The organism is Methylobacterium sp. A52T (assembly GCF_053346095.1).
In genome coordinates, this window is sequence record NZ_JBKFBI010000004.1 from 92,994 (window position 1) to 115,793 (window position 22,800).

General features: G+C 66.6%; 20 protein-coding genes and 2 pseudogenes. 12 read left to right on the forward strand and 10 right to left on the reverse strand.

The annotated features are described in order from the left end of the window. Positions 1–56 precede the first annotated feature (56 nt). Both ku and ACLBYE_RS02425 read left to right on the forward strand, forming a co-directional pair. Positions 57–1,028 carry a non-homologous end joining protein Ku gene (gene ku / locus ACLBYE_RS02420; RefSeq protein WP_447692897.1) on the forward strand — a complete coding sequence of 324 codons (972 nt, stop codon included), beginning with the start codon at positions 57–59 and terminating at the stop codon, positions 1,026–1,028. A gap of 74 nt (positions 1,029–1,102) precedes the next feature. Further along, a complete protein-coding gene (locus ACLBYE_RS02425; protein WP_447692898.1) occupies positions 1,103–1,306 on the forward strand; it encodes a hypothetical protein in 204 nt (67 codons plus the stop codon). A 15-nt stretch (positions 1,307–1,321) separates the two neighbouring features. Here the strand turns inward: ACLBYE_RS02425 and ACLBYE_RS02430 are convergent, their stop codons facing one another. The 6 genes from ACLBYE_RS02430 to ACLBYE_RS02455 form a co-directional block, all read right to left on the reverse strand. Then, the gene (locus ACLBYE_RS02430) at positions 1,322–2,506 is read right to left on the reverse strand and encodes a tetratricopeptide repeat protein (protein WP_447692899.1); all 1,185 of its coding nucleotides are present in this window, start codon (positions 2,504–2,506) and stop codon (positions 1,322–1,324) included. 479 nt (positions 2,507–2,985) lie between these two features. Further along, positions 2,986–3,318: a nitrile hydratase accessory protein gene (locus ACLBYE_RS02435; protein WP_447692900.1), complete on the reverse strand. Its 333-nt coding sequence runs from the start codon at positions 3,316–3,318 to the stop codon at positions 2,986–2,988. Between the two features lie 10 nt (positions 3,319–3,328). After that, entirely contained in the window at positions 3,329–3,952 is a 624-nt protein-coding gene (gene nthA / locus ACLBYE_RS02440) for a nitrile hydratase subunit alpha (protein ID WP_447692901.1), read from the reverse strand. Between the two features lie 10 nt (positions 3,953–3,962). Beyond that, positions 3,963–4,697: a nitrile hydratase subunit beta gene (gene nthB / locus ACLBYE_RS02445; RefSeq protein ID WP_447692902.1), complete on the reverse strand. Its 735-nt coding sequence runs from the start codon at positions 4,695–4,697 to the stop codon at positions 3,963–3,965. Positions 4,698–4,726: 29 nt separating this feature from the next. After that, positions 4,727–5,734, reverse strand: coding sequence for a CobW family GTP-binding protein (locus ACLBYE_RS02450; protein ID WP_447692903.1), 1,008 nt, complete (start codon positions 5,732–5,734; stop codon positions 4,727–4,729). Positions 5,735–5,949: 215 nt separating this feature from the next. Further along, complete coding sequence (locus tag ACLBYE_RS02455; protein ID WP_447692904.1) at positions 5,950–6,627, reverse strand: HD domain-containing protein; 678 nt, start codon at positions 6,625–6,627, stop codon at positions 5,950–5,952. Between the two features lie 118 nt (positions 6,628–6,745). Between ACLBYE_RS02455 and ACLBYE_RS02460 the strand changes: the two genes are divergently transcribed. Then, a complete protein-coding gene (locus ACLBYE_RS02460) occupies positions 6,746–7,711 on the forward strand; it encodes a GlxA family transcriptional regulator (RefSeq protein ID WP_447692905.1) in 966 nt (321 codons plus the stop codon). 37 nt (positions 7,712–7,748) lie between these two features. Here the strand turns inward: ACLBYE_RS02460 and ACLBYE_RS02465 are convergent. Both ACLBYE_RS02465 and ACLBYE_RS02470 read right to left on the reverse strand, forming a co-directional pair. Further along, a pseudogene (locus ACLBYE_RS02465) lies at positions 7,749–7,967 on the reverse strand (alpha/beta fold hydrolase); the annotation flags it as partial. Positions 7,968–7,978: 11 nt separating this feature from the next. Beyond that, positions 7,979–8,170 (reverse strand): hypothetical protein, encoded by a 192-nt coding sequence (locus ACLBYE_RS02470; protein WP_447692906.1) that lies wholly within the window; start codon positions 8,168–8,170, stop codon positions 7,979–7,981. A gap of 426 nt (positions 8,171–8,596) precedes the next feature. Between ACLBYE_RS02470 and ACLBYE_RS02475 the strand changes: the two genes are divergently transcribed. The 9 genes from ACLBYE_RS02475 (at position 8,597) to ACLBYE_RS02515 (ending at position 21,297) form a co-directional block, all read left to right on the forward strand. Beyond that, positions 8,597–10,156, forward strand: a complete 1,560-nt coding sequence (locus ACLBYE_RS02475) for an ABC transporter substrate-binding protein (protein ID WP_447692907.1) — start codon at positions 8,597–8,599, stop codon at positions 10,154–10,156. Then, positions 10,153–11,736: a GMC family oxidoreductase gene (locus ACLBYE_RS02480; protein WP_447692908.1), complete on the forward strand. Its 1,584-nt coding sequence runs from the start codon at positions 10,153–10,155 to the stop codon at positions 11,734–11,736. The genes ACLBYE_RS02475 and ACLBYE_RS02480 overlap by 4 nt, the downstream gene beginning before the upstream one ends. A gap of 345 nt (positions 11,737–12,081) precedes the next feature. Further along, positions 12,082–13,095 (forward strand): ABC transporter substrate-binding protein, encoded by a 1,014-nt coding sequence (locus ACLBYE_RS02485; RefSeq protein WP_447692909.1) that lies wholly within the window; start codon positions 12,082–12,084, stop codon positions 13,093–13,095. A gap of 9 nt (positions 13,096–13,104) precedes the next feature. Then, positions 13,105–13,974, forward strand: coding sequence for an ABC transporter ATP-binding protein (locus ACLBYE_RS02490; protein WP_447692910.1), 870 nt, complete (start codon positions 13,105–13,107; stop codon positions 13,972–13,974). Between the two features lies 1 nt (position 13,975). Further along, positions 13,976–14,821 carry an ABC transporter permease gene (locus ACLBYE_RS02495; protein ID WP_447692911.1) on the forward strand — a complete coding sequence of 282 codons (846 nt, stop codon included), beginning with the start codon at positions 13,976–13,978 and terminating at the stop codon, positions 14,819–14,821. 47 nt (positions 14,822–14,868) lie between these two features. After that, a complete protein-coding gene (locus ACLBYE_RS02500; protein WP_447692912.1) occupies positions 14,869–15,789 on the forward strand; it encodes an acetamidase/formamidase family protein in 921 nt (306 codons plus the stop codon). 725 nt (positions 15,790–16,514) lie between these two features. Then, positions 16,515–18,467, forward strand: coding sequence for an FAD-binding monooxygenase (locus ACLBYE_RS02505; protein WP_447692913.1), 1,953 nt, complete (start codon positions 16,515–16,517; stop codon positions 18,465–18,467). 14 nt (positions 18,468–18,481) lie between these two features. Further along, positions 18,482–19,408, forward strand: coding sequence for an alpha/beta hydrolase (locus ACLBYE_RS02510; protein ID WP_447692914.1), 927 nt, complete (start codon positions 18,482–18,484; stop codon positions 19,406–19,408). 788 nt (positions 19,409–20,196) lie between these two features. Then, the gene (locus ACLBYE_RS02515) at positions 20,197–21,297 is read left to right on the forward strand and encodes an adenylate/guanylate cyclase domain-containing protein (RefSeq protein WP_447692915.1); all 1,101 of its coding nucleotides are present in this window, start codon (positions 20,197–20,199) and stop codon (positions 21,295–21,297) included. 494 nt (positions 21,298–21,791) lie between these two features. Here ACLBYE_RS02515 and ACLBYE_RS02520 read toward each other — a convergent pair whose 3' ends face one another. Beyond that, on the reverse strand, positions 21,792–22,532 hold the full coding sequence (locus ACLBYE_RS02520; protein WP_447692916.1) for a hypothetical protein: 741 nt from the start codon (positions 22,530–22,532) through the stop codon (positions 21,792–21,794). Continuing rightward, positions 22,529–22,800: pseudogene (locus ACLBYE_RS02525) on the reverse strand (RNA-directed DNA polymerase); the annotation flags it as partial. The pseudogene ACLBYE_RS02525 and the gene ACLBYE_RS02520, both read right to left, overlap by 4 nt.

Below are 22,800 nucleotides of genomic sequence, written 5' to 3' on the forward strand. Positions count from 1 at the left end.
CAGGACGGGCTGTGTAGGAACGAGTCGAGAGAGACTCTCGTTGAGTCGCCGAATTCGTGATCGGCACCGCATCGACTCATCGCCGGCAACGAATACTTGTGCGAATTCTGGAGGCTGCGGTGGCATCGCGCGCCAATTGGAAAGGTCACCTGCGACTTTCGCTCGTCTCCTGCGCCGTCGGTCTGTATCCGGCGGTCAGCTCGTCGCGGGACCTGAAGTGCCACACGATCAACCGAGAGACCGGCAACCGCGTGAAGCAGCTGCTGGTCGACTCCGTGACCGGCGAGAGCGTCGATCGCGACGACCAGGTCAAAGGTTGCGAGGTCGCCAAAGACGAGCTCGTCCCCGTCGAGGACGAGGAGCTCAGCGAGATCGCGCTGGAAAGCACGCACACGATCAACATCGAGGCGTTCTGCACGCGCGAGGAGGTCGACGAGCGCTACCTCGACAAGCCATACTACCTCGCGGCCGAGGACAAGGTCTCCCGCGAGGCGTTCGCCGTCATCCGGGATGCGATGAAGAAGAAGGGGATGGCGGGCCTCGGGCGGATCGTCATCTACAAGCGGGAGCGCGTCGTCCTGATCGAGCCCTACGGCAAGGGCCTGCTGGCGACCCTGCTGCGGTACCAGGACGAGGTGCGGTCGCCCACCGCCTACTTCGAGGACATGCCGGACGGGAATCCGACCGACGAGATGCGGTCCCTGGCCGAGGAGCTGATCGCCCGTTCGACGAGGAAGTTCGATCCGTCGAAGTTCGAGGACCGCTACGAGGAGGCGCTGATCGCGCTGGTCAAGGGCAAGGCGAAGAAGCCCGAGAAGGGCAAAGGTCGATCGAAGGCGGCGGCACCGAGTTCCGGCAACGTCGTGAACCTGATGGAAGCCCTCAGGCGAAGCATCGACTCCGAGAAGGGGGGATCCTCCGCTCAGCCGGCCGCTGCCCGGAAGAAGGCGGGTTCGAAGCGGCCACGGCCGAACTCGACCCGCGGTGGGGGCAAGGCGACGTCCTCGAAGCAGCGGAAGGCCGCGTGATGGCCGCTCGTCCGCTCCGGCCTCCGGCCCTGGTTCACTCCCGTAGCGGCCGCCGGCGGCGACGGGCGTGCCGCATGCTCGAGAGCCTCGGCTACGACCCGCTCGGGTTCTCCTCCAACAAGGATGCGGAGGCGTGGCTGGAGGAGGACACGCCGGAAGCCGCGATCGTGGACGATCCCTGCGATCGCGAACTGGAAGGCTTGTTCGGCCTCCTCAGGGCGCGGAACGTCGACCTGATCACCCTGGATGGCACGCCGCCGCAGCCTGCCAGGGCGTGAGGCCGGAAATTCCGGTCACGACATGGCGACATGACCGAGCCGGGTCTTGGCGAACTGAGGCTGACCGAAGCGGGCCTTCGGTATCAGGTAGTTGACGAGAGCGGCGCCGAGGTCGCCGGGGACGAGCTCCTTGTGTTTCTCGAGTATGAATTCGGCATAGTTTGCGTTGCCGGACACGCCGCAGGCGAGGCAATATCGAACCACGGCTTCGGTCGAGCGTCCGTGAAGCGATAGGTACGTGTCGATATTCTTTACGAACACGGTATCCGCAAACACCGTCCGACCTCTGGCCATGTGATCCCTGTGCCGGGTCGCGTATCGCCAATTCTCATTGGTCAGATGCAACACCTCGAAATCCTGTCCGCGCATGTATGCGACGGTCTCGTCGAAGTACGGCTCCCCCTCGTAGGCCGGCATGAAACGGAGCTCGGCCTGGACGACGGCGGCCCCGGCGATGTGCTGCCGGGCGTCGCGCAGGACCAACCCGTCTATGCCCTCCAGATCGCTCTTGAAATAGTCGAGACCTGAGACCCCGACTTCATCGAGGGCATCCGACATGCGCTTGGCTTTGACCTTGTGGACCGCTTTGACCCTTGCCAGTTCCTGAAGGCCGAATGCATCGAGGATCTCCTGCTTGGCCTCCAGCAGTGAGGACGCGTAGATGAAGTGCTTCTCGCGGAATTCATAATCTCCCGCGGCAGGGGCGATGACGCAGTTGATGGGGGTGTACCGACCGAATTTCGATCTGTTGGCGCCTACAGACAGAGCGTCGAGCGATATGAAATGGATCGCGCTCGCGATCTCGGATGGGACGCGGACGATCGCCTCGCCCGAGGATCCGAAATCTGCCATGTTGAGGAAACCGTCGAGGCACGCCCGGATTGTCCGCGCATCCTTCTTGGCGTCATCCCTTATCGCCTCGACACGAGCAGCGAATTCCTCGACGGAAAAGCTCCGCAGAAGGGCCGAGCACGTGCCGAGGAGGTCGCTGTCGAATGGATTATCCAGAACTATTCCCGAAATATAGTTGACCGCGTTCGGCAGGTCGCCTTGCTGGAAGCTGACGACCGAAAGTCCGATCAACGCTCGCGGGTTTCTGTCTTCTACCTTGAGTACCGCCTCCAGAAGATTTCTGGCTTCTTGGTGCCGTCCCGCTTGGATATCGGCGTTGGCTCGATCGAGAGCTTCATCGACGGACATCTCAGCCATATCATTGCGCTCAAGCTGTAGATTGCAGGTGGCTTATGCGAGCGCGCGAAGGGTCCTTGGCGCAGCCTGGCAAGACACCGCGACAGTGACCTGAGGTATGGTCCGCCACATCTGTCTTAAGGGTTAACGCTTGTTTGATGCTGGTTGGCCGCTCGAGCCGCCGGAATGGAACCGGAGGCTTCCGGTCAAGGCCGGGACGTCTGCTTATGAGTGACGCGTTTCGCTCCGTTCCTTTCCGATCCGGATCGATTGAAGGCCGTCCGCATCTCTGGTCGGCCTTCTCCGAAGCGGTTTTCCGCTTTCGGCCAGATTTCGCCTCAACAGATAACTGCCACTCGCAAAATCGGGCATTCGGCTTCGCGCCCATTGCTGCCGAACAGTAGTCCGTGGTCGCGTCCCAAGAGTGGACGTTACTCAACATTGAGCCGACACGCGCAACAGACGCATCTGCGCGGCGTTATCAGGGAGCTTTACGCCGTTGGCAGTGTTTGGACCAAAGGGGCGGCTTTGCCTGAACCGAAATGGATCCGCGTCACGCGTTCAAGGGCATTCAGCCAGCACTCGTAGTAGTCCCAACCCGGGTCGTCGCGAGAATGGCATGATTCCCACGCCGCGATCTCCGCGATCAATGCCTGCCGGAAGTCCTCCCACTCGAAGTGGCCGTCCCGGGCAAGGGCCACCGCCAAACCGAACGCCTGCCGCTCCCAAGGTTGATGGAAGCAGAGGCTGCCGTTGGCGCGGGGCGGCGTGTCGGGCTGTCCCATCATGCTGGCGACAGCGAAGTGCTCGAAGCTCGTCTGCACGACGGATGCCTCAAGCCGCCTTCGGCAGGGCGACGGCCACACCCATCATCGCCTCGGGCGTGACCAGCTTCGCGAGGTCGTCCTCGTTCATGTCCTGGGTGCCATTCGGCCGCTCGGGAACGACGAACCAGCGGATCTGGGCCGAGCTGTCCCAGGTGCGGATCTCCTTCGCCGGGTCGACGTCCAGGCCGAACTCCTTGAGCACCGCACGCGGCTCCCGGGCCGCGCGGGCTCGGAAGGATGGGTCCTTGTACCAGTAGGGCGGCAGCCCAAGCACCGGCCAGGGATAGCAGGAGCACAGAGTGCAGATGATGAGGTTATGGACCTGCGGCGTATTCGCGACGGCGCGCATGTGCTCGCCTTCCGCGCCAGCTGCCCCCGTAGGAAGGCCCAGCTGGGCGACAGCCGCCATCGTATCGGTCACGAGCAGCGCCTTGAACGCGTCGTCGGTCCAGGCCCTCGCCACGAGCTTGGCGCCGTTGAACGGGCCCATCTCGGTGGCGAAGGTCTGCATCACCTTGTCGACGGTCTGGTCGGTGATGACGCCCTTCTCGATCAGCAGGGCTTCGAGCGCCCGCACGCGCGCGGCGTTGCGCTCCTCACGGTCATGGGGATAGGCGAAGCGGTCGGTCATCGGTGATCCCTCACGCGGCCGCCCGGTCCTCGACCGGGCGCACGTAGACGTCGAACAGGTCGGCGTAGAGGAAGAAGCCGGGCTCGGCATTGCCGGGCCAGAGGTGCTGCGGGTCGAACTTCACGCAGTAGACTGGCATGGCCGGGCCGATGCCGTCCGGCCCGGTCGAGCACAGATAGCTGAACGCGTCGTCGTAGACGGTCTCGACGACCCCGAGCTTGTTGCGCAGGTATCCCGGCAGGCGGGTGTGCTCCACTGTCGGCGGGTCGGCGACCAGCACCGTGTCGCCCACGGCGAAGCGCGGCCTGTCAGCCCACTGGTGCCGGGGGGAGTCGCCGTCCATCAGGTACTTGTGGATGCGGTCGTCGATCTCCGGTGTTCCGCCCGACGGCAGCGGCTTGACCCGATCGGCGAGGTACTCGTCCGTGCGCGCGTCAAGCTCAGCCTGGGTGATGTACCCGTTGGCGACGAAGTAGCCTGAGATCCCGCCGAGCCATTTCTCGTAGTAGCGGTACTTGAAGTAGTCGAAGGGGTTCATGGCCTCGGCGCCCTTGCGCAGGTCGGCCCAGGTCCAGACCGTGCGGAAGGTGCTCGACGTCTGTGGCAGGTTGAGCTGCGGGCTGAGCGCCATCATGGCGGTGTGGATGCCGAAGATCCGCTCCTCCCAGGGCTCGACGAAGACGCGGAGCTCGGGCTGGACGGGGTCGAGGCCTTCCAGGCCGCCGAGGGTGTGCTGGAGCTTCATGAGGCCTCCGTTCAGCTTTGCGCAGTCGCTCAGGCCGCCCGCGCCGCCCGACACTGCGCCAGGCCTGCCGCGATCTCCTCGGCATCGAGGTTGCGGCCGATGAACACCAACTCGCCGCGCCGCGGCTCGCCGGGACGCCATGGTTTGCCGGGGCGACCGTCGAGGGTCATGTGCACGCCGTGGAAGACGTAGCGCCGCGCCTCGCCGACGAGCGCAACGATGCCCTTGATGCGGAGGATGTCGATCCCCTTCGCCTGCACGAAGCGGTTCAGCCACCCGAAGAACGCCGTTGAATCGAGGTCTCCCTCGGGGCGCAGCGAAACGCTCGCGATGGCGTCGTCGTGCGCGTGCTCAGCGTCCGACAAAAGATCCGGCTCGATGGCCAGCGCGTTCTTCAGGTCAAAAGCGTGGATGCCGAGCACCTCCGCGGCCGGGACGGCTCCGTCCCGCATGCGCCGGATGCGAGCGAGCGGATTGATGCGGCGGAGTTCTGTCTCGCAGGCTTCCAGGGCAGCTTCGTCCACGAGGTCAATCTTGTTGAGGAGAAGGAGGTCGGCGAAGGCGATCTGCTCCCGTGCGACGTTCTCCCGGCCCGCGGCCTCGGCCTCCTCGCCCATGGACAGCCAGAGCGGGTTGTAGCGGGCATCGACTACGGTCACGAGCGCGTCGAGTTCGGTTCGGGCCCGGAGATTTTCGTCGAGCATGAAGCTCTGGATGACGGGGGCCGGGTCGGCGAGGCCCGTGGTCTCGATCAGGATGCGTCGCACTGGTTGCGGCCGTGCGAGCAGGCGCCCGATGGTTGTGACGAGGTCGGTGCGGACCGTGCAGCAGATGCAGCCGTTGTTGAGCTCGATCACATTCTCGTCGACGCCCACGACGAGTTGGCCGTCGATGCCGACCTCGCCGAATTCGTTGACGATGACGGCCGTCTTCTCGGCCTCGCCCTGCGCGAGCAACTGGTTGAGAAGGGTGGTCTTTCCCGATCCCAGGAAGCCCGTGAGCACCGTGACAGGCACTTTTTCCGCCGTCGCCGCCATGCGTCACCTCGACCTTGTTCCGCTTCGGTGCCGCGAAGATTAGGCGGTCGCATGTGCCGACGTAGAGTTTGTCGTCACGACAGATCCTGCCAGATCAAACGCGATCTCGGACACGCTTGAGTGGGATGGGCACCGATGGACATCCGATGCCACGATCCCTGCAGGCTGCGTGCCATGCGGGCTGCCGGCCGATCTGGGCGAACGGCCAGCGATCCTCAATCATGCCCGCCACATCCGCAGCCCGGAGCATGCGTCCCGCCGGGCCAGCGGGATGTGCGGATCACGCTGCAGAAATTCCCCCTGCGGAAGCCGGGCTCCTTGTCGGCGATGACGTCGGCCTTCACGTTGCCGAAGGTGGTGTCCGGCTTGTGCTTGATGCCGTCGTAGAAGGCCTGGATGATGTCTTCCTTGAAGTCCGGCGTGCGGGGGAAGGCCGAGACCACCGCCTCGCGCTCCGCGTCGGAATACTGCGCGTAGGTCAGGCCCAGCACGTCCATCTCGACGCCGGCCGTGACCAGGGCGACCACCGGATGCATGTGGACGGGGATGCCCGGTGTGGTGTGGAGCGCGATGGCTGTCCAGACGGTGTAAACGTCCGCCTCCGGCACGCCGTGCGCCTTGAGGAAGTCGCGGGCGGCGTTGGCTCCGTCTACCTCGAAGCGCTCCGCCGTGCTGCTGTGATCTGGCATCAGGCCAACGTCATGGAACATGGCGCCTGCGTAGAGCAGCTCGCGGTCGAAGGTCAGGCCGCGATGGACCCCGGCGAGGGCACCGAACTGATAGACCCGGCTCGAATGGTTGAAGAGCAGCTCAGTTTCGGTGTCGCGGACGAACTCGGTGATTGCCCGGGCGAGGGCGCTGTCGGGGATGGTGGCTTCGGACGGAATGCTCATGGACGAGGCTCCTTTGCGTTGCATGTCCTCTCGAGCTAGGAGGAACCACGTCTGGCATCAATTGTCGTGATGCGATGATTTCTGCCAACGTGCCTACACCCTCGGACACCGGATCTTCATGCCGTCCCGGTCAGTCGCCCTTCTCGCCTTGCCCGACGTCCAACTCCTCGACGTGGCAGGACCTCTCGACGTCTTCGCCGAGGCGAATGTCCAGTGCGGTCGGGAAATCTACAGCCTCGCCCTCGTCGGGACCGCACCGGGCCCGATCACGACCTCATCGGGACGGCGGTTGCTGCCGGACCTCATCGCTCCCATTGATGCGGACCCGGCCTTCGACACGCTCCTGGTCGCCGGCGCGCCGCGGATGCACGAGGCGGCGCTCGGGGCCGGGCTTCTCGCGTGGCTCCGCGCTGCCACCGCCCGCTGTCGTCGCTACGGCTCCGTCTGCAGCGGGGCCTTCCTGCTCGGGCAGGCCGGCCTTCTGGATGGTCGCCGCGTGACGACGCACTGGGCCGTGGCGGAGGTGCTGGCCGAGCGCTTCCCTGAAGCGCAGATCGAGGCAGATGCGATCTGCCTGTTTGACGGGCCGCTTCGGACCGCCGCCGGGGTCACGGCGGGGCTCGACCTCGGGCTGGCACTCGTGGAGGAGGACCTCGGGGCTGAGGTCGCCCGGCGGGTGGCGGCTCAGCTCGTCATGTTCTTCAAGCGCGGCGGCGGCCAGATGCAGTTCAGCCGGCGCGGGGTCAGCGCACCATCTGGGCGCTCGGCACTTCAGGAGGTCCAGCGCTGGGTAGCCGCGCACCCGGCCGAGGATCATGGCGTCGACAGGCTGGCCGCCCGGACCGGCATGAGCCCTCGCCACTTCGCGCGGGTATTCCGGGCTGAGACCGGCCTGACCCCGGCCGCCTACGTCGAGACCGTCCGGATCGAGGCTGCCCGCCGCCTCCTGGAGACGGGCGAGGTGGCCCTCAAGCAGGTCGCTGGAGCCTGTGGGTTCCGGGACGCCGACACGCTCCGGCGCGCCTTTGTCCGGCGGGTCGGCACCACGCCCGCCGAGTACCGGCGACTGCATGCCCCCGGGTGACACTCGAACAAGACGGCCACAGAAGCTCGTTCGCCACCGGGATGACGATGAACCAACAGCTCGGATCGAGCACCCCAGCGGGCCCGATTAGCCATTCCAAGTCCGTATGCTGGGCCGAATAGCTCGTCGGATAGAGCACGACATTGTCCCGGGCGGTGGACAGCGTCCCATGCGTCTTCCAGCGCAGCTGCGCTCTCGGCAGCACCGCGCCCGACTGTAGCGTCAGGTCGCCGAGTTCGAAGGTTCCGGTAGCCATCGCCCACCTGCTCACGGGCGCGACGTCCGAACGGATCCGACATGCCAGTGGGCGTAGTCTCGCTGGCGCACGTCGAGGCGCAACGCCGCCCGGGCGTCTGGCGGGCGGTAGAACAGGATCAACGGGTGGAGGCGATGCTCGACGTGGAAGGGCATGTTCCACATGAGGAGCCGCATGAGGCCATTGGTCAAGGCCGTGCGCATGCTGGTCAGGCCATTGTGTCGATCGTGCAGAGCGTGTGCTCGGTGAGGAGGCAGAGCCGCAGGAAAAGCTACCCGAAGATCCGCGGCCCGATCCCAATTCCAGGAGGCCGAGCGCCAGATCAGCCAGCCGGCCCCAGCCAGTATCAGGACATGCGCGTCGAGGTGGACGGCACCGCACCTGCCCCAGGTGAGCGACAGCGCCGTCACCTCTGAGCCAGTGAGAACCCGTGCGCGCGTGGAAGCCGCTCATTCCCTGAACCGTGTGACCGCCTCGAGGACGCGCGAACACGGCATCATCCCTGACGATCCCTCCGATCGTATACCGGACACTCCCGCATGCCGGCTCAACCGCGATCGCCAGCCGACGCGCGCGATCAGCTTGGTATTCGGCTTGCCTCTGCGGCCCTGGCAAAGGGTGAATGCGAAATGAGACGATCCTGGTTTTCCGGCCTATTCGCGGCCGTGGCTCTGCTCGCGCCGGGCTCCGCCGGCGCGGAAACGACGCTGAAAGCGGTGCTGGAAGCCGAGATCGTTACCCTCGATCCCTACTTCACCACGGCATACATCACGCGAACCTTCGGCTACATGGTCTACGACACGCTGTTCGCGCCCGACGCGACGGGCGTGTTCCGGCCGCAGATGGTCGACACATGGTCGGTGTCGGATGACCGACTCACCTGGCGCTTCACCTTGCGCGACGGGCTGCGCTTCCACGACGGCTCGTCGGTCCGGGCCGCCGACTGCGTCGCCTCGCTGCGGCGCTGGGCGGCTCGCAGTGCTCTGGGCGGCCGGCTCATGGACGTGACGGCCGCCCTCGACGCGGTGGACGACCAGACCTTCGTGCTGACGCTGCGGGAGCCCTACGGCCTCGTCCTCGACACACTCGGTACGACGTCGAGCCCCACGCCGTTCATCATGCCGGCGCGGCTCGCCGCGACGCCCCCCACGACGCAGCTCTCTGAGGTCGTGGGATCCGGCCCATTCATCTACGACCGCGCGGCGCACGTCCCCGGCGACCACATGCTTCTGCGCCGGAACCCCGACTATCGACCGCGTCCCGAGCCGGACGACTTCCTGGCGGGCGGTAAGGTCGTGAAGGTCGACGCCCTCGACATCCGCGTCATCCCCGACGGGGCGACGGCGACGGGCGCACTCGGCGTGGGCGAGATCGACTACATGCAGTATGCGCCCTTCGACCTGATCGGTCAGATGGAGTCCAAGAAGAGCTTGGCAGTGATGAACTTCACCGGCCCGCACAGGTTCACGGGCCACTATCGCATTAACACGGCGTCCAAGCCCTTCGACGACCCGGCCATTCGGCGCGTGCTGCTGCGGCTCGTCGATCAGCGTGAGGTCTTGGACGGGTTCGGCCTCGACCCGCGCTTCTCGCAAACCTGCGACGCTTTCTTCATCTGCGGCTCGCCCTACGAAACGCATGTCGGAACGGGCCTCTTGCACGACCCTTCGGTGGCGGCGGCACGGTCCGCTCTGAAGGAGACCGCCTACAAGGGCGAGCCGGTGATCGTGATGGTGGCCAACGATCTCGAGGCGGCGCGCGTGTCCTCGACCATCTTAGCCGATCGGCTGAAGGCGGCCGGCTTCACCGTTGACCTGCAGGTGATGGATTGGGCAGCCCTGCTCGCCAAACGCACCAAGAAGGCCGGCTGGGGCCTCTTCGGCATCCATGCGCTGGGGCTTGATCTCAGCTCGCCTCTGACCAACTCCGCGATCAACCTCAACTGCAAGGACGCTGCGAGTTCCGGGTTCATGTGCGACCCGCGCATGGCTGGCTTGTTCGACCGTTTCGCCCGCGAGCCTGATCTGGACAAGCGGCGCACCATCGCGGGGGAGATCCAGACCATCGTCTACGACGAGGGCTTGGTCGTCCCGTTCGGCCAGTTCGCGCAGCCCGCAGCTTACCGGACCTCGCTCACCGGTCTGATCCCCTCCGCTATCCCGCTCTTCTGGAACGTCGCGAAGCCATGAGCGCAGCCCCGTACGATATCGTCGTGGTCGGTGCCGGCTCCGCCGGGGCGACTTTGGCAGCCCGCCTCTCGGAGGATCCGCGACGCCGGGTGCTCCTGCTGGAAGCTGGACGCGACTGGCGCTCCACCGATGCGCCGCCGGCGCTGCGCTCGGCCAACATCATCCCGTTCATGTATGACCCGGCCCATCAGGCGGACTGGCAATGGCCGGGACTGATGAGCCGGCGGACCCGTGCGCAGGAGCCCCGCTTCTACTGGCGCGGTCGCGCGCTCGGCGGCAGTTCGACGGTGAACGCGCAGATCGCGATCCGCGGCGTTCCCGCGGCCTTCGATGCCTGGGCGGATCAGGGATGCACCGGCTGGTCTGCCGCGGATGTGCTGCCTCTCTTCGACCGGATCGAGGACGATGCCGATTTCGGCCTAGAGGACAGCTGCCGTCGCGGAGGTCCGCTCCCCGTGTATCGCGCGAAGCCGGATGCCTGGGGCGCGGTGGATCTGGGGCTCCGCGCGGCCGCCCTCGCAGCCGGCCATCCCTGGAAGGCGGATCTCAACGCGCCGACGGGCGAGGGCGTCTCCTGCAACCCAATCAACAGCCGCAACGGTCATCGGGTCACCACCAATGACGGCTACCTGGAACCGGCGCGCGACCGTCCGAACCTCGAGATCCGCTGCGAGGCCCTGGTCGACTGCGTCCTGTTCGAGGACCACCGGGCGGTCGGCCTGCGCGTCCGCTTCGGTGCGGACCCCTGGACCGAGATCCATGGCCGCGAGATCGTGCTGTGCGCCGGCGCCGTCCACAGCCCGGCGATCCTGATGCGCTCCGGGATCGGCCCGGCCGAGCCGCTTCGCGCCCTCGGCATTCCCGTCCGGCAGGCGCAGGAGGCTGTCGGCCGCAACTTCATGGACCATCCGATCCTGCGGGCGACGCTGGATTTGAAGCCGGAACACCGGGCGGTCGACACGGATGCGCGCCACACCAACTGCTGCGTCACGTACTCGAGTGGCCTCGCGGGCGGCGGGGAGCGCGACATGATCTTCGTCGCCTACAATCATCGGACCCTGACCGGGCCGGAACCGACGCCGCAGGGCGCCGTCGGCGTCGGGCTCTACGACGCGTTCTCGCGCGGGACGCTGCACCTCACCTCGGCCGATCCGGAAGCCAACCCGGCCATCGAAGAGAACATGCTCGATGACCCACGCGATCGCCTGCGCATGCGCGACGCGGTGCGCCGTCTCGCAGGTCTGACCGAGCATCCGGCCCTGGCCGGTCTCGCGACGGCGATCCGGTTCGGCGAGAGCCCGCTCGCGATCGGCGACGCCGCGCGCCTCCCAGACGACAAGCTCGATGCCCTGATGCTCGCCGAGGCCGGCGACATCCAGCACGCCGCCGGCACGTGCCGCATGAGCGGCTGGGTAGACGCATCCGGTGTCGTAGATCCCGATCTCAAGGTCCGTGGCATGGACGGGTTGCGGGTTTGCGACGCCTCCATCATGCCGAGCGATTGTCGGGCCAACCTGCATTTCACCTGCGTGATGATCGGCGAAAATCTTGCTCGACGGATGTCGAAGAGCGATTTGTAGTCAGACCCGGATCACATTGCGCAGCACTGTCGGCATTCGATCGACGAGTCTTTGCGCCTTCCGCCGTGCGGCCGATCGTTGACGAGCGATCGCCGTTGAAGCGTAGCAGTTGATCGGCTCTGTTGGTCCGTTGCGGCGGCATCGATCAGACTTTCTCGCTGCTTCCCGAGCTTGCCGACCGGATTCCATATCGAATGGTGCGCTATTCCCGCGAACGAGGGTGTGGTTTGGCAGCCAATTTGCTTGAGCGAATGCCCGACGGCAGCGGCCGCACAATACGGTGCTTCGACAGTCGCCCTTTCTCGGCACGCGCCTGACTACCTCATCGACTCCCGCGGAGCTCGTATGCCTCAGCCCTGGTCGCCCCTGCTCCATCGGCGCTCGATCCTGAAAGGAATGACTGGCCTAGCGGTCGGCGCGGCATGGGCGCCGACCGCCACGCGCGCCGCAGGACTCAAGACCGTCCGCTTCAGCGAGGCCGTCCACAACCTCGGCTACATCAATCTCTACGTCGGGATGCACGACGGCATCTTCGAGAAGAACGGCCTCGCCATGCAGGTGAGCGCCGCCGGAGGCGACACCCAGACCTTCGCGGCCGTGCTCGGGGGCTCGGCGGATTTCGCAATCGGTGACCCCACGATGGTGGTGATCTCGCGCGAGAACGGCGGGCCCGGGATGGTGGTCGGCACCGTTGTTCAGCGGGCCCACTACTTCGCGGTCTCGAAGTCGGTCGATCCCTTCACCGACCCGAAGGGCTTCAAGGGTAAGCGGATCGCCACCTCGCCGGAACCCAACACCAACTTCAGCGTGACCAAGCGCCTCGTCGAGAGCAATGGGATGAAGCTCGGCGTCGACGCGACGATCGTGCCGGTAAGTCCCGGAACCGAAATCGCCGCCATGCTCGCCGGCGCGGCCGACATCGCGGTCGCCTACCAGCCCGGCGTCGCTCAGGCGGTGGCGCAGGGTGCAAAAATCGTGTTCGATTTCTCGAACTACGTCGGGCCCTTCTGCAACACCGGGATCATGGTGCTGCCCGGAACGATCCAGAAGGATCCCTCGACCGTGCAGGCCTTGGTGACAGCCTTCGAGGAGGCCGGGCGGAGAACCTACAGCGATCCCGATTACGCCAAGAAGGTCGCACGGCTGGAATTTCCGGACCTCCCGGGCGACGTCGTGGACGCTGCCATCGATGCCGAGCTGAAGTATAAGATCCCGGCCTCCAGCGTCGTGACCGAGAAGGACGCTTGGGAAAGCCTGATGGGCATGCAAAAATATCTAGGGAATATCAAAGGCACGCTCGCCTTCGATCAGGTCGTCGACAATACGTTCGCCGACAAGGCCGCGAAGCGCGCCGGCTGACCGGCCCCCGTGTCCGAACGTACCCTGCAAGCGGAGGCCCGCCCCGGGTCTTCCGTGCCTCCGCTCTCCGTCGAGCATCTCGCCAAGGCGTATCGGACGGGCGGTCGCATTCTGCCTGTCGTCGGCGATCTCACCTTCTCGCTCGCCCGCGGAGAGATCGTCGCGATCGTCGGCCCATCGGGCTGCGGGAAGACCACGCTCCTCAACGCCGTCTGCGGTCTCACACCGGCGGACTCGGGCCGCATCCTCTGGAACGGCATGCCCCTCGACCGGCGCGGCCGCACGCCCAGCGGGATCGGATACATGCTGCAGAAGGACCTTTTGCTGCCCTGGCGCACGGCCCTCGACAACGTGAAGCTCGGCACCGAAATGCGTGGGATGCCGCGCGGTCAGGCCGACGAGCGCGCGCGCGCGCTTCTCGACCAGCTCGGCCTGCACGGTTTCGCTGGGGCCTATCCCGCGACCCTGTCGGGCGGCATGCGCCAGCGGGTGGCGCTTGCCCGCACCCTTATCAACGATCCGGACGTCCTGCTGTTCGACGAGCCCTTCGCGGCGCTCGACTTCCAGACGAAGTTGCTGATCGAAGCCGACACGGTGCGGCTCGTGCGCGACGGCGGCAAGTCCGTGCTCCTGATCACGCACGACATCGAGGAGGCCGTCTCGATTGCCGACCGGGTTCTGGTGCTGAGCGGGCGGCCGACCACCGTCAAGGCCGCCTACACGATCGACCTCGACTGTGCGCCCGACAACATGATCGGGGCCCGGGAGAGCGCCGGCTTCGGCGACTACGTCCGCCAGATCTGGGCCGATCTCGATATCCCACGCACCACGGTCGGCGGCGCCGGTCGTGGCATCAGCCGCGCTGCAGCGAGGTCTTGAGATGTCAGACGCCGCGACCGGACCGGCAACCGTGATCGGGACGAGCCGGGATGCCCCGCCAGCACGGCCGCGCGATAGTGCGCGCCTGCGCTCAGGCGCGCTTGTCCTGCTGGTGCAGATCGCACTCCTCGCATCCCTGCTGGCGGCCTGGGAATGGCAGACCCGCCAAAGCCCGCAATCCGCCTTCCTGTTCGGCTCGCCCTCGGCAATCAGCCGGTTCCTCTGGCAGGGTCTCGCCGACGGTACGCTCCTGCGCGATGCGGGCGTGACGGCCCTCGAGACGGGGCTCGGGTTCCTCATCGGCAACTTCGTGGGCACGCTCGCCGGTCTGTCGCTCTGGTACTCGACCTTCGTCTCGCGGGTCGTCCAGCCCTTCATCGTGGCGATCGGCTCGATCCCGATCATCGCGCTCGCCCCGATCATCATCATCTGGTTCGGCACGGGGCTCGCCTCGAAGGTCGCGATGTCGACGCTCTCGGTCGTCGTGGTCGCCCTCGTGACCTCCTACAAGGGCGCGCTCGGCGTCGACCCGGACCAGATTAACCTCATGCGGACCCTCGGCGCGCGGAAGCCGCAGATCTTCGCCAAGCTCGTCGTGCCGTCGAGCCTCGCCGATATCTTCGCTGGCTTGAAGCTCACCGTCGGCTTCGCGCTGATCGGTGCCATCGTCGGCGAGTTCATGTCGTCGTCCGTGGGCCTGGGCCACGCCATCTTCCAGGCAGGATCCCTCTATGCGATCCCGAAGGTCTTCGCCGCGCTGGTCGGCACGATCGCGCTGGCCCTTATCCTGACCTTCCTGGTCGGCCGGGCCGAGCGGCTGCTCATGCCATGGCGGGATCATCACTGATCCACGCCGCCCCTGGACACCAACGCCATCGCCATCAGGAGCCCCGTGTGACGCAGCGCATCAGCAAGCAGGGAACGATCAAGTACGCCCTCTCTGGCGACGAGCCCTTCGTCGCGACGATCGCACCGGGCGAGGTCGTCACGGTCGAATGCGTGATCAACATCGGTGACGGCGTCATCAGGGAGCTCGGGCAAAACCTGACCGAGGCCGACGTCACCTTCCCGTTCGTGAATGGGGCAACCGGCCCGATCGAGGTCGCGGGCGCGAAGCCGGGCGACATGCTGAAGGTCGAGATCCTCGACATGGAACTCGGCCAGCGCGGTTACAGCTCTCTCTGGCCCGGGCACGGCATGTTCCCGGACTGGGTGCGCCGCAAGGAATGGGGCATCCGAACCAAAGTCGTCGACGTGCGCGACGGCCATGTGATTTGGAGTGACCGGCTCCGGCTGCCGGTGAAGCCGATGGCCGGCGTCATCGGCGTCGCGCCGGTCCACGGCGCGGTCCTGACGGTCGACAACGGCACGCATGGCGGCAACCTCGACGTTCAGGAGGTCACCACCGGCAATACCGTGATGCTGCGGGTCGAAAAGCCCGGCGCACATTTCTTCATCGGCGATTGTCACGCGCTCCAGGGCGACGGCGAAGCCGTCGGTATGGGGGCGATCGAGATCGGTGCGAACGTGACCCTGCGGGTGAGCCTCGCGTCCGCGCCGGCGCGGCTCGGCCACCCGCGGATCGAGACGCCCACGCATCTCTGCACACTCGGTTGCGCCCGCCCGCTCGAGGACGCGATGCGCATCGCTTTCGCCGACATGATCTACTGGCTCGCCGATGAGTGGAACATCCCCGAGCCCGAGGGTTACCTGCTGCTCGCGCAGATCGCCGAGGCGCGCTGCACGCAGATGGTCAATCCGAAATACACGTACATCTGCAAGGTGCCGAAGGCGATCCTCACCGCATTCCAGTGAATGCATGGGCAGATCGGCCATCCGAGGATGGGCCGGACACAGATCGCTGAGCCGCGTAGTCCATCGTGCCCGCTGCACGGCACCGAGGCTGTGCGGCGGGGCATCGGATCTAATTAGAAATGTGCATGATATTCATTCTGCACCCCAGAACCATCAACTGAATCAACATAGAAATTTTTCCATTTCACGACACTATGGCGCCCTCTCGGAAGCATACATGGCATGCGTATTGCAAATTGACGGGACGCTTGAGGAGTCCTCTGGCTTGTCCCGCACGTTCGACGCGACTGATCTGTCGCGCCGCACAATTCTGGCGCTTCCGGCGGGCTGATTTCCTATAAGTTTTTCTTCGAAGCAGCCATTCCGCTTACTGCCAAGTCCGAACAGCCGGTTCGCCATTCTGGCGGCCGGGCAAGTTCGTCTGGGAGTAAGCCAAATGCGGAAGGCGCCCAGGATCAATTTGCAGTTCAGTCCGAAAATTCGAATCCCGTGCCGGAGCACTGCACGCAACCTCGAGCGTGATCGATTTTCCTACGAGTTGCGCTCAAGGCGTCGGCCGCTGTCGGACATCACAGATTGCGTGTGCCGCATATTGCAGAACACTGATCTCAAAACGCCGCGAGACTGTCGTTGTCGCCACGACTGTGTTTAGATGAAGGTGCCGAAACGGATCTGACGCCATAGACCGTTTGAGACCCCCGATAGCAGGCCGAGAATTTGCGCGGATGCAGTTCCATCTCAACGGCTACAAGTCCGGGGATCCAGCGATCGCCGAACCACCAGCGGCAGGAGGAACTCCACACCCAAAGGGCGCATCGCCGGATCTGGTCGATGTCCTAATAATCGGTTGCGGACCGACCGGCCTCACACTCGCCGCGCAACTCGCGGCCTTCCCCAACATCACGACTCGGATCATCGATCGGAAGCGCGGCCGCCTCCTCGTCGGTCAAGCCGATGGGATCGCGTGCCGGACGATGGAGATGTTCGAGGCATTCGGCTTCAGTGAGCGTGTCCTCAAGGAGGCGTACTGGGTTAACGAAACCTGCTTTTGGAACCCCGATCCCAGCCAGTCGAACGTGATTACCCGCACTGGCCGCATCGTGGATACGGAGGAGGGATTGTCCGAGTTCCCGCACGTCATCATGAACCAGGCGCGGGTCCACGACTTCTTCCTCGCAACGATGCAGAACGCGCCCACTCGCCTGGAGCCGAGCTACGGACGCAACTTCCTCGATCTGGCTCTCACGGACGCCGAAACGGGCGACGGCATCGAGCCATCCAGCGAATTCGACTTTCCGGTCAACGTCAGGCTTGAACGGATCGACGATTCGCAGACGTCTGCCGTCGAGACCGTACGCGCGCGCTACATCGTCGGGTGCGATGGGGCCCACAGCGCCGTGCGTGGCGCTGTGGGCCTTACAGTGCACGGTGACTCCGCCAATCAGGCGTGGGGCGTCATGGATGTACTTGCCGTGACTGACTTCCCGGACATCCGCCTGAAGTCCGCCATCCACTCCGCCAAAGAGGGCAGCCTCCTGATCATCCCGCGCGAAGGTGGTTACCTCGTGCGCATGTACATCGAACTCGACAAGCTCGACGCGAATCGGCGCCTGGCAAGGGACGCGGTGACGGTCGATCACCTGATCGCGGCGGCGCGGCGCATCCTGCACCCCTACACGCTGGAGGTGAAGGAAGTCCCATGGTGGTCAGTCTACGAGATTGGGCAGAGGCTCTGCGAAGCCTTCGATGATGGCGGCCCTGCGCACCGTGAACATCGTTCGCCCCGGATCTTCATCGCTGGCGATGCCTGCCACACGCACAGCCCGAAAGCGGGCCAGGGCATGAACGTCTCGATGCAGGACGCCTTCAACCTTGGCTGGAAGCTCGCCGCCGTGGTCCGCGGCCAGTGTACACCGCAGATTCTCCAGACCTACTCGATGGAGCGTCGCGCCGTCGCCGAGGAACTCATCGACTTCGACCGTGCGTTCGCCCGCATGTTCAGCGCCCCGCCCAGGCCATCCGACGTGACGGGCGGCGACGGCGTCGATCCGGCCGAGTTCGAGCGGTACTTCGTCAAGCATGGCCGCTTCACCGCCGGTACCGAGACCTGCTATCCGCCGTCCCTCATCACCGGCCAGTCTACGCATCAGAACCTCGCCGAGGGCTTCAGGATCGGGACACGCTTTCATTCGGCGCCGGTGATCCGGCTGGCCGATGCTAAGCCACTTCAGCTCGGCCACACCGTCAAGGCAGATGGCCGCTGGCGCTTGTTCCTGTTCGCGGATCCGGAGTCGCCCGACGCGCGATCCTCGCGATTGCGCGCCGTGTGCACGTACTTGGCCGAAGCGGACGACGCGCCCATTCGGCGGTTCACACCCGCGGGCGCCGACATCGACTCCGTCATCGACGTGCGGGCGATCCTGCAGCAGGGCCACCGGCAGTTCGTTCTAGGAGCGATGCCACCGCTGCTGCGACCGCCGAAGGGGCGTTATAACCTCGTCGACTGCGAGAAGGTCTTCTGCCCGGACCCGAAGGCCGGCGATATCTTCGCACTGCGCGGCATTTGGCGAGCGGACGGTTGCATCGTCGTCGTGCGGCCGGACCAGCACGTCGCGCATGTGCTGCCCCTGGACGCCCATGCCGAACTCGCGGCCTTCTTCGATCGATTCATGCTGTAGCGGTTGGAAACGCGATGCGCAGCGAGATCGACGCGATCCGGGCCTTCCTACAGGCGCAGCCGCGGCCGGCGGATCTCGTCGCGCGGCGCGCCCGGCTCGACAGCTTCGGCCGCCGCGACGCGCTTCCACCCGGCACCCGCGTCACCCCTGTCGATGCTGGCGGCGTGCCGGGTGAGTGGACCCTCTGCCCTGGTGGCGATCCCGAGCGCGTCCTCATTTTCCTCCACGGCGGCGGGTACATGGCTGGATCCCTCGACAGCCATCGCCACGTCGTTGCGCGCGCGGGGCAGGACGCCGGCATCCGCACCCTCGCACTCGCCTACCGGCTCGCCCCTGAGCACCCTTTCCCCGCCGCCCTCGACGACGCGGTGGCGGGCTATAGGTTCGTGCTGGAGCAGGGGATCTCGCCCGAACGGATCGCCTTGTGCGGCGAGAGCGCGGGCGGTGGCCTCGCCGTATCCGCCGCGCTGCGCCTGCGAGAGGCGGGCGACCCGCTGCCCGGATGTCTCTGGCTCTCTTCACCCTGGATCGACTTGGCCTTGCGCGGCAAAAGCTTCAGGACGAAGGCAGCGGTGGATCCTATGATCCAGCGCCTCTACCTCTCCGAACTTGCGGCGGCCTACCTGAGCGGCGCGGATCCCCAGAACCCTTTGGCCTCGCCCCTCTACGCCGATTTAAGAGGCTTGCCCCCGACGCTGATCCAAGTCGGCTCGGACGAGACGCTCCTCGATGATGCGGTGTGTATGGCCGGCGCGGCCGGCAGCGCGGGCATGAACGTCACGCTTCGGATCTGGCCCGCGATGATCCACGCTTGGCATCTGTTCTTCCCGAACCTTGCGGAGGGGCGCGCAGCTCTCTTGGAGGCCGGCACCTTCGTGGATGGCCACCTCAAGCCGAGAAACATGGAGCCTAATATGCGAACCGAGGCTGCGTCCGTATAGCCAGTCAACCGATCCTACCCGCGCATGACTATCGGATGATTAGCGCAATCCCGACATAAAATTTAATAAGAATTTTATGTCGACTTCGTTCTTTGAAGATTTTAAGCCCAAATAGATAAGCTGGAAATGAACCGCCTCTGCAATCGCGGCAGACTCTCTTAAATCTCATCAATGTTTCGGAAGGTGGCTTGCCTGCCTATCCGGCGAACGATCTCTGAATAAGTCCAGATACTTTTGGCCAGACCGGGTTATTTCGCTGCTGGATTGCAATCTTGAGAGCAGAATTCTGACGAAACATGTGAGCACGCTGCCATTCAGCTCTGATCGAAGAGATATGAACACGCAGCCAGCAATGCCAAGAATTTGAATGAAGGACCGGCCGCGCTGCGGTCACCTTCAAACGAAACTGCCAGCGCTACGTCTTGCAGCCCCCGCACAAAGTACCAACCTTTGCCCTTAGACGTTCGTTAGGCTGCTGGCGGAAATAGCCTTTTTGGTTGCAGGTTCGAGTCCTGCCGGGCCCACCAGCCTCCCGCGATCGCGGGATCCGCCGGGGGCTAGGTCCCAACCTCCCGGATCGAACACGCGTCCACCTGTGGCCGCGCGGCGACACCAGCCGACGACGTCGGGCGGACGGCGTGAATCGCTCCGGATCGGTCACGAGTGACCGGCCAGCCCGAGGGCGCTGGCTCGACCCACCCGTCGCGGCGCGCCCCTCTCGCCTTCGCCCCCCGCCATCGCGTAGGTCCAACCGTGCCCACCGCCACGCTCGACCCCGCCGACCGCTCATGCTCCCACAGTACCGCTGGCTCTGGGCCCTGACCCTCCTCCTCGCCTCCGGCGGGGCGGGCCTCCTCTACAACCTGCTCTTCGTCGGCGGGGCCTCGATGCTCGCCGGCTTGGTCTACGCCCTGGCGGTGGGCGGGACGGTGCTGGCTTTCGTGCCCGGCTTGGCCCTGTCGGGCGTCCAGACGCGGCTGCGCCGCCTGCCGGCGCTGGTCTACATGCTGGCCGCCGAACTGCTCTACGTGGTGCTGATCACGCTCGGCTGCGCGCTCGGCGGCTTGGTCGTCTGGACCTTCGGCCTCACCGCCGACAGCCTGTCCACGGCGGTGCGGATCACGCCGCGGTTCCTCGCCTACTCGCTGGCCGTGTCGGCCCTGCTGGTCTTCGTCATGCGCATGCGCGACCTGATCGGCGGCGAGGTGTTCGTGAACTTCATGATCGGCCGCTACCACAAGCCGGTGCAGGAGGAGCGGATCTTCCTGTTCCTCGATGTGGTCGGCTCGACGGCCTTCGCGGAGACCCACGGCGACCTGCGCGCGCAGGACTATCTCAGCGCCGTGTTCGCGACGCTCGCCGAGCCGGTGCGGCGCAACGCCGGCTCCACGGACGACTTCATCGGCGACCTCGCGATGATCACGTGGCCGATGAAGCGCGGCCTCAAGGACGCGCGCTGCGTCACCTGCGTGTTCGCGGTGCTGGACCGGATCGAGGCCGACGCCGCGGCCTGGCAAACCCGGTTCGGAACGGTCCCGCGGCTGCGGGCGGCGCTGCACGGCGGTCCGGTGGTCACGGCCGAAGTCGGGGTCGACCGCCACAAGATCGCGTATTTCGGCGACGCCGTGAACGTGACGTCGCGGATCGAGGCCCTGTGCCGCCCGCTGGGCGTCGACATCCTGATCTCGCAGGATCTCTTGGACCGGCTGGACCGGCTGCCCGACGGCGTCCGCGCCCGCGCGCTGGGAACGCACGCCCTGCGCGGCCGCGGCGCGCCCCTGGCGGTCGCCACCCTCGAGCGCGGGACGGCGCCGGACCGGCTGATCCCGGAGCAGAGGCCGGCGCCGCCGGTGCCGGACCGCGCCGAGGCCGTCGCGGAACCGCGCTAGGCGCCCCGTCTCGGCCGCGTGTCGGTCGCGTCTCAGCGGCGGCGGACCCAGCGTTCCCACCAGCGCGCCCAGAGGCGCCGGCCCCCCGCGCTCGCCGCGCGCCGCCGGGGCGGGGGCGGGGCGGGCCCCGCGTCCCCCCCAGCGCGCCCAGAGGCCCCGGCCCCGCGCGATCGCCGCGCGCCGCGGGGCCGCGGCCGGGCCGGCCCAGTCGGAGGTTGCCCCGAGCGCTGCCGGCAGGGTGGCGATGAGCGCCGCCGGCCCCTCGATGTCCCAGCCGATCACGCAGCAGCCACAGCCGGTGCTGCGCACGCGGGTGAGCCGGCCGGCATGGGCCAGCATCCAGCGCTCGGCGGCGGCGACGTCGTCCCCGTCGCCTACGTCCACGCACAGGGAGGCGCGGGCGTGGCCCGGGGCCGGCGGCCCCTCGGGCTCCGGGTCGACCCGCCCGTAGAGGGCCCGCAGGGCGTCGGAATCCGGTCCGGCGTCGCCGGCGCTCACGGCGCGCCCATCTCGGCCAGCTGCCGCTTGGCGAAGGTGCAGGCCGCGAAGTCCGGGTTGATCGCGCAGTCCATGTCGAACGCCGCCCGGGCCCGGGACGCCTCGGGGGCGACGCCCTCGCCGAGGCGATAGGCCTGGCCGAGCATGGCGCAGCCCCAGGCGCCGCGCCGGTCGCAATCGAGGCGGAAGCTCCGGGCGAGGCAGGCATCCGTGTCGACGCGCGGCGCGTCGCGGAAGGGATCCTCCGCGTAGCCGCCGTTCCGGATCCCGGCCGCCCGGTTGGTGCAGCCCGCCGGGAACCCGCCCGCGCAGGCGAGGGCGTAGAGGCGCTCCTTGTCGAGGATGTCGGCGACGTCGAGGGAGTGGTGCTCCAGGGCGAGGGCGAGGTCGAAGCAGGCCGGCGCGTTCGACCACCGGGTGCAGAGCGCGTAGCAGGAAGCGGGCTCGCGCGCGCAGCGGCGCTCGGTGGGCCGGCGGGGCGCGAACGCCCACCGCCAGAACGGGCGCTCCCGCGCGAAGGTGTCGGCCGGGCAGGTGCCGAAGCTGCGCAGCAAGGCCGGGTCCTGCCGCAGCGGCTCCGCGATCTCCGCGGCCTCGGCCTTGTTGAAGACGGGTGCGGCAGGCGCCTCGTCGGCCCGGGACGCCCCCGGTCCGAGCGAGAGGACCGGGGCCAGGGCGAAGAGCGCGGCGAGGCTGGTCCGGAGGTGCCCGGCCGGGAGGCTCCGGGCCAGGCTCATCGGCGCCGGCGCCAGCGGTGCAGCAGGCGTCGCAGGCCGAGGAGCAGGGCGACCGCGAGGACGAGCAGCCCGAGCGCCGGGTGCAGCAGGGCGGCCGCCTGGAACAGGACGAAGATCCCCAGGACGACCTTCCAGGACTTCATCGGGGTGTCGTCGGGCTCGGCGCCCGCGTCCGGCGCGGCCTCCGCGCGGGCGGCCGGTTCCGGCGCGCCGAGACGCGGTCGCCCGGAGGCCGGCACGCCGCTGCGGCCCGGAACCGGCGCGGCCG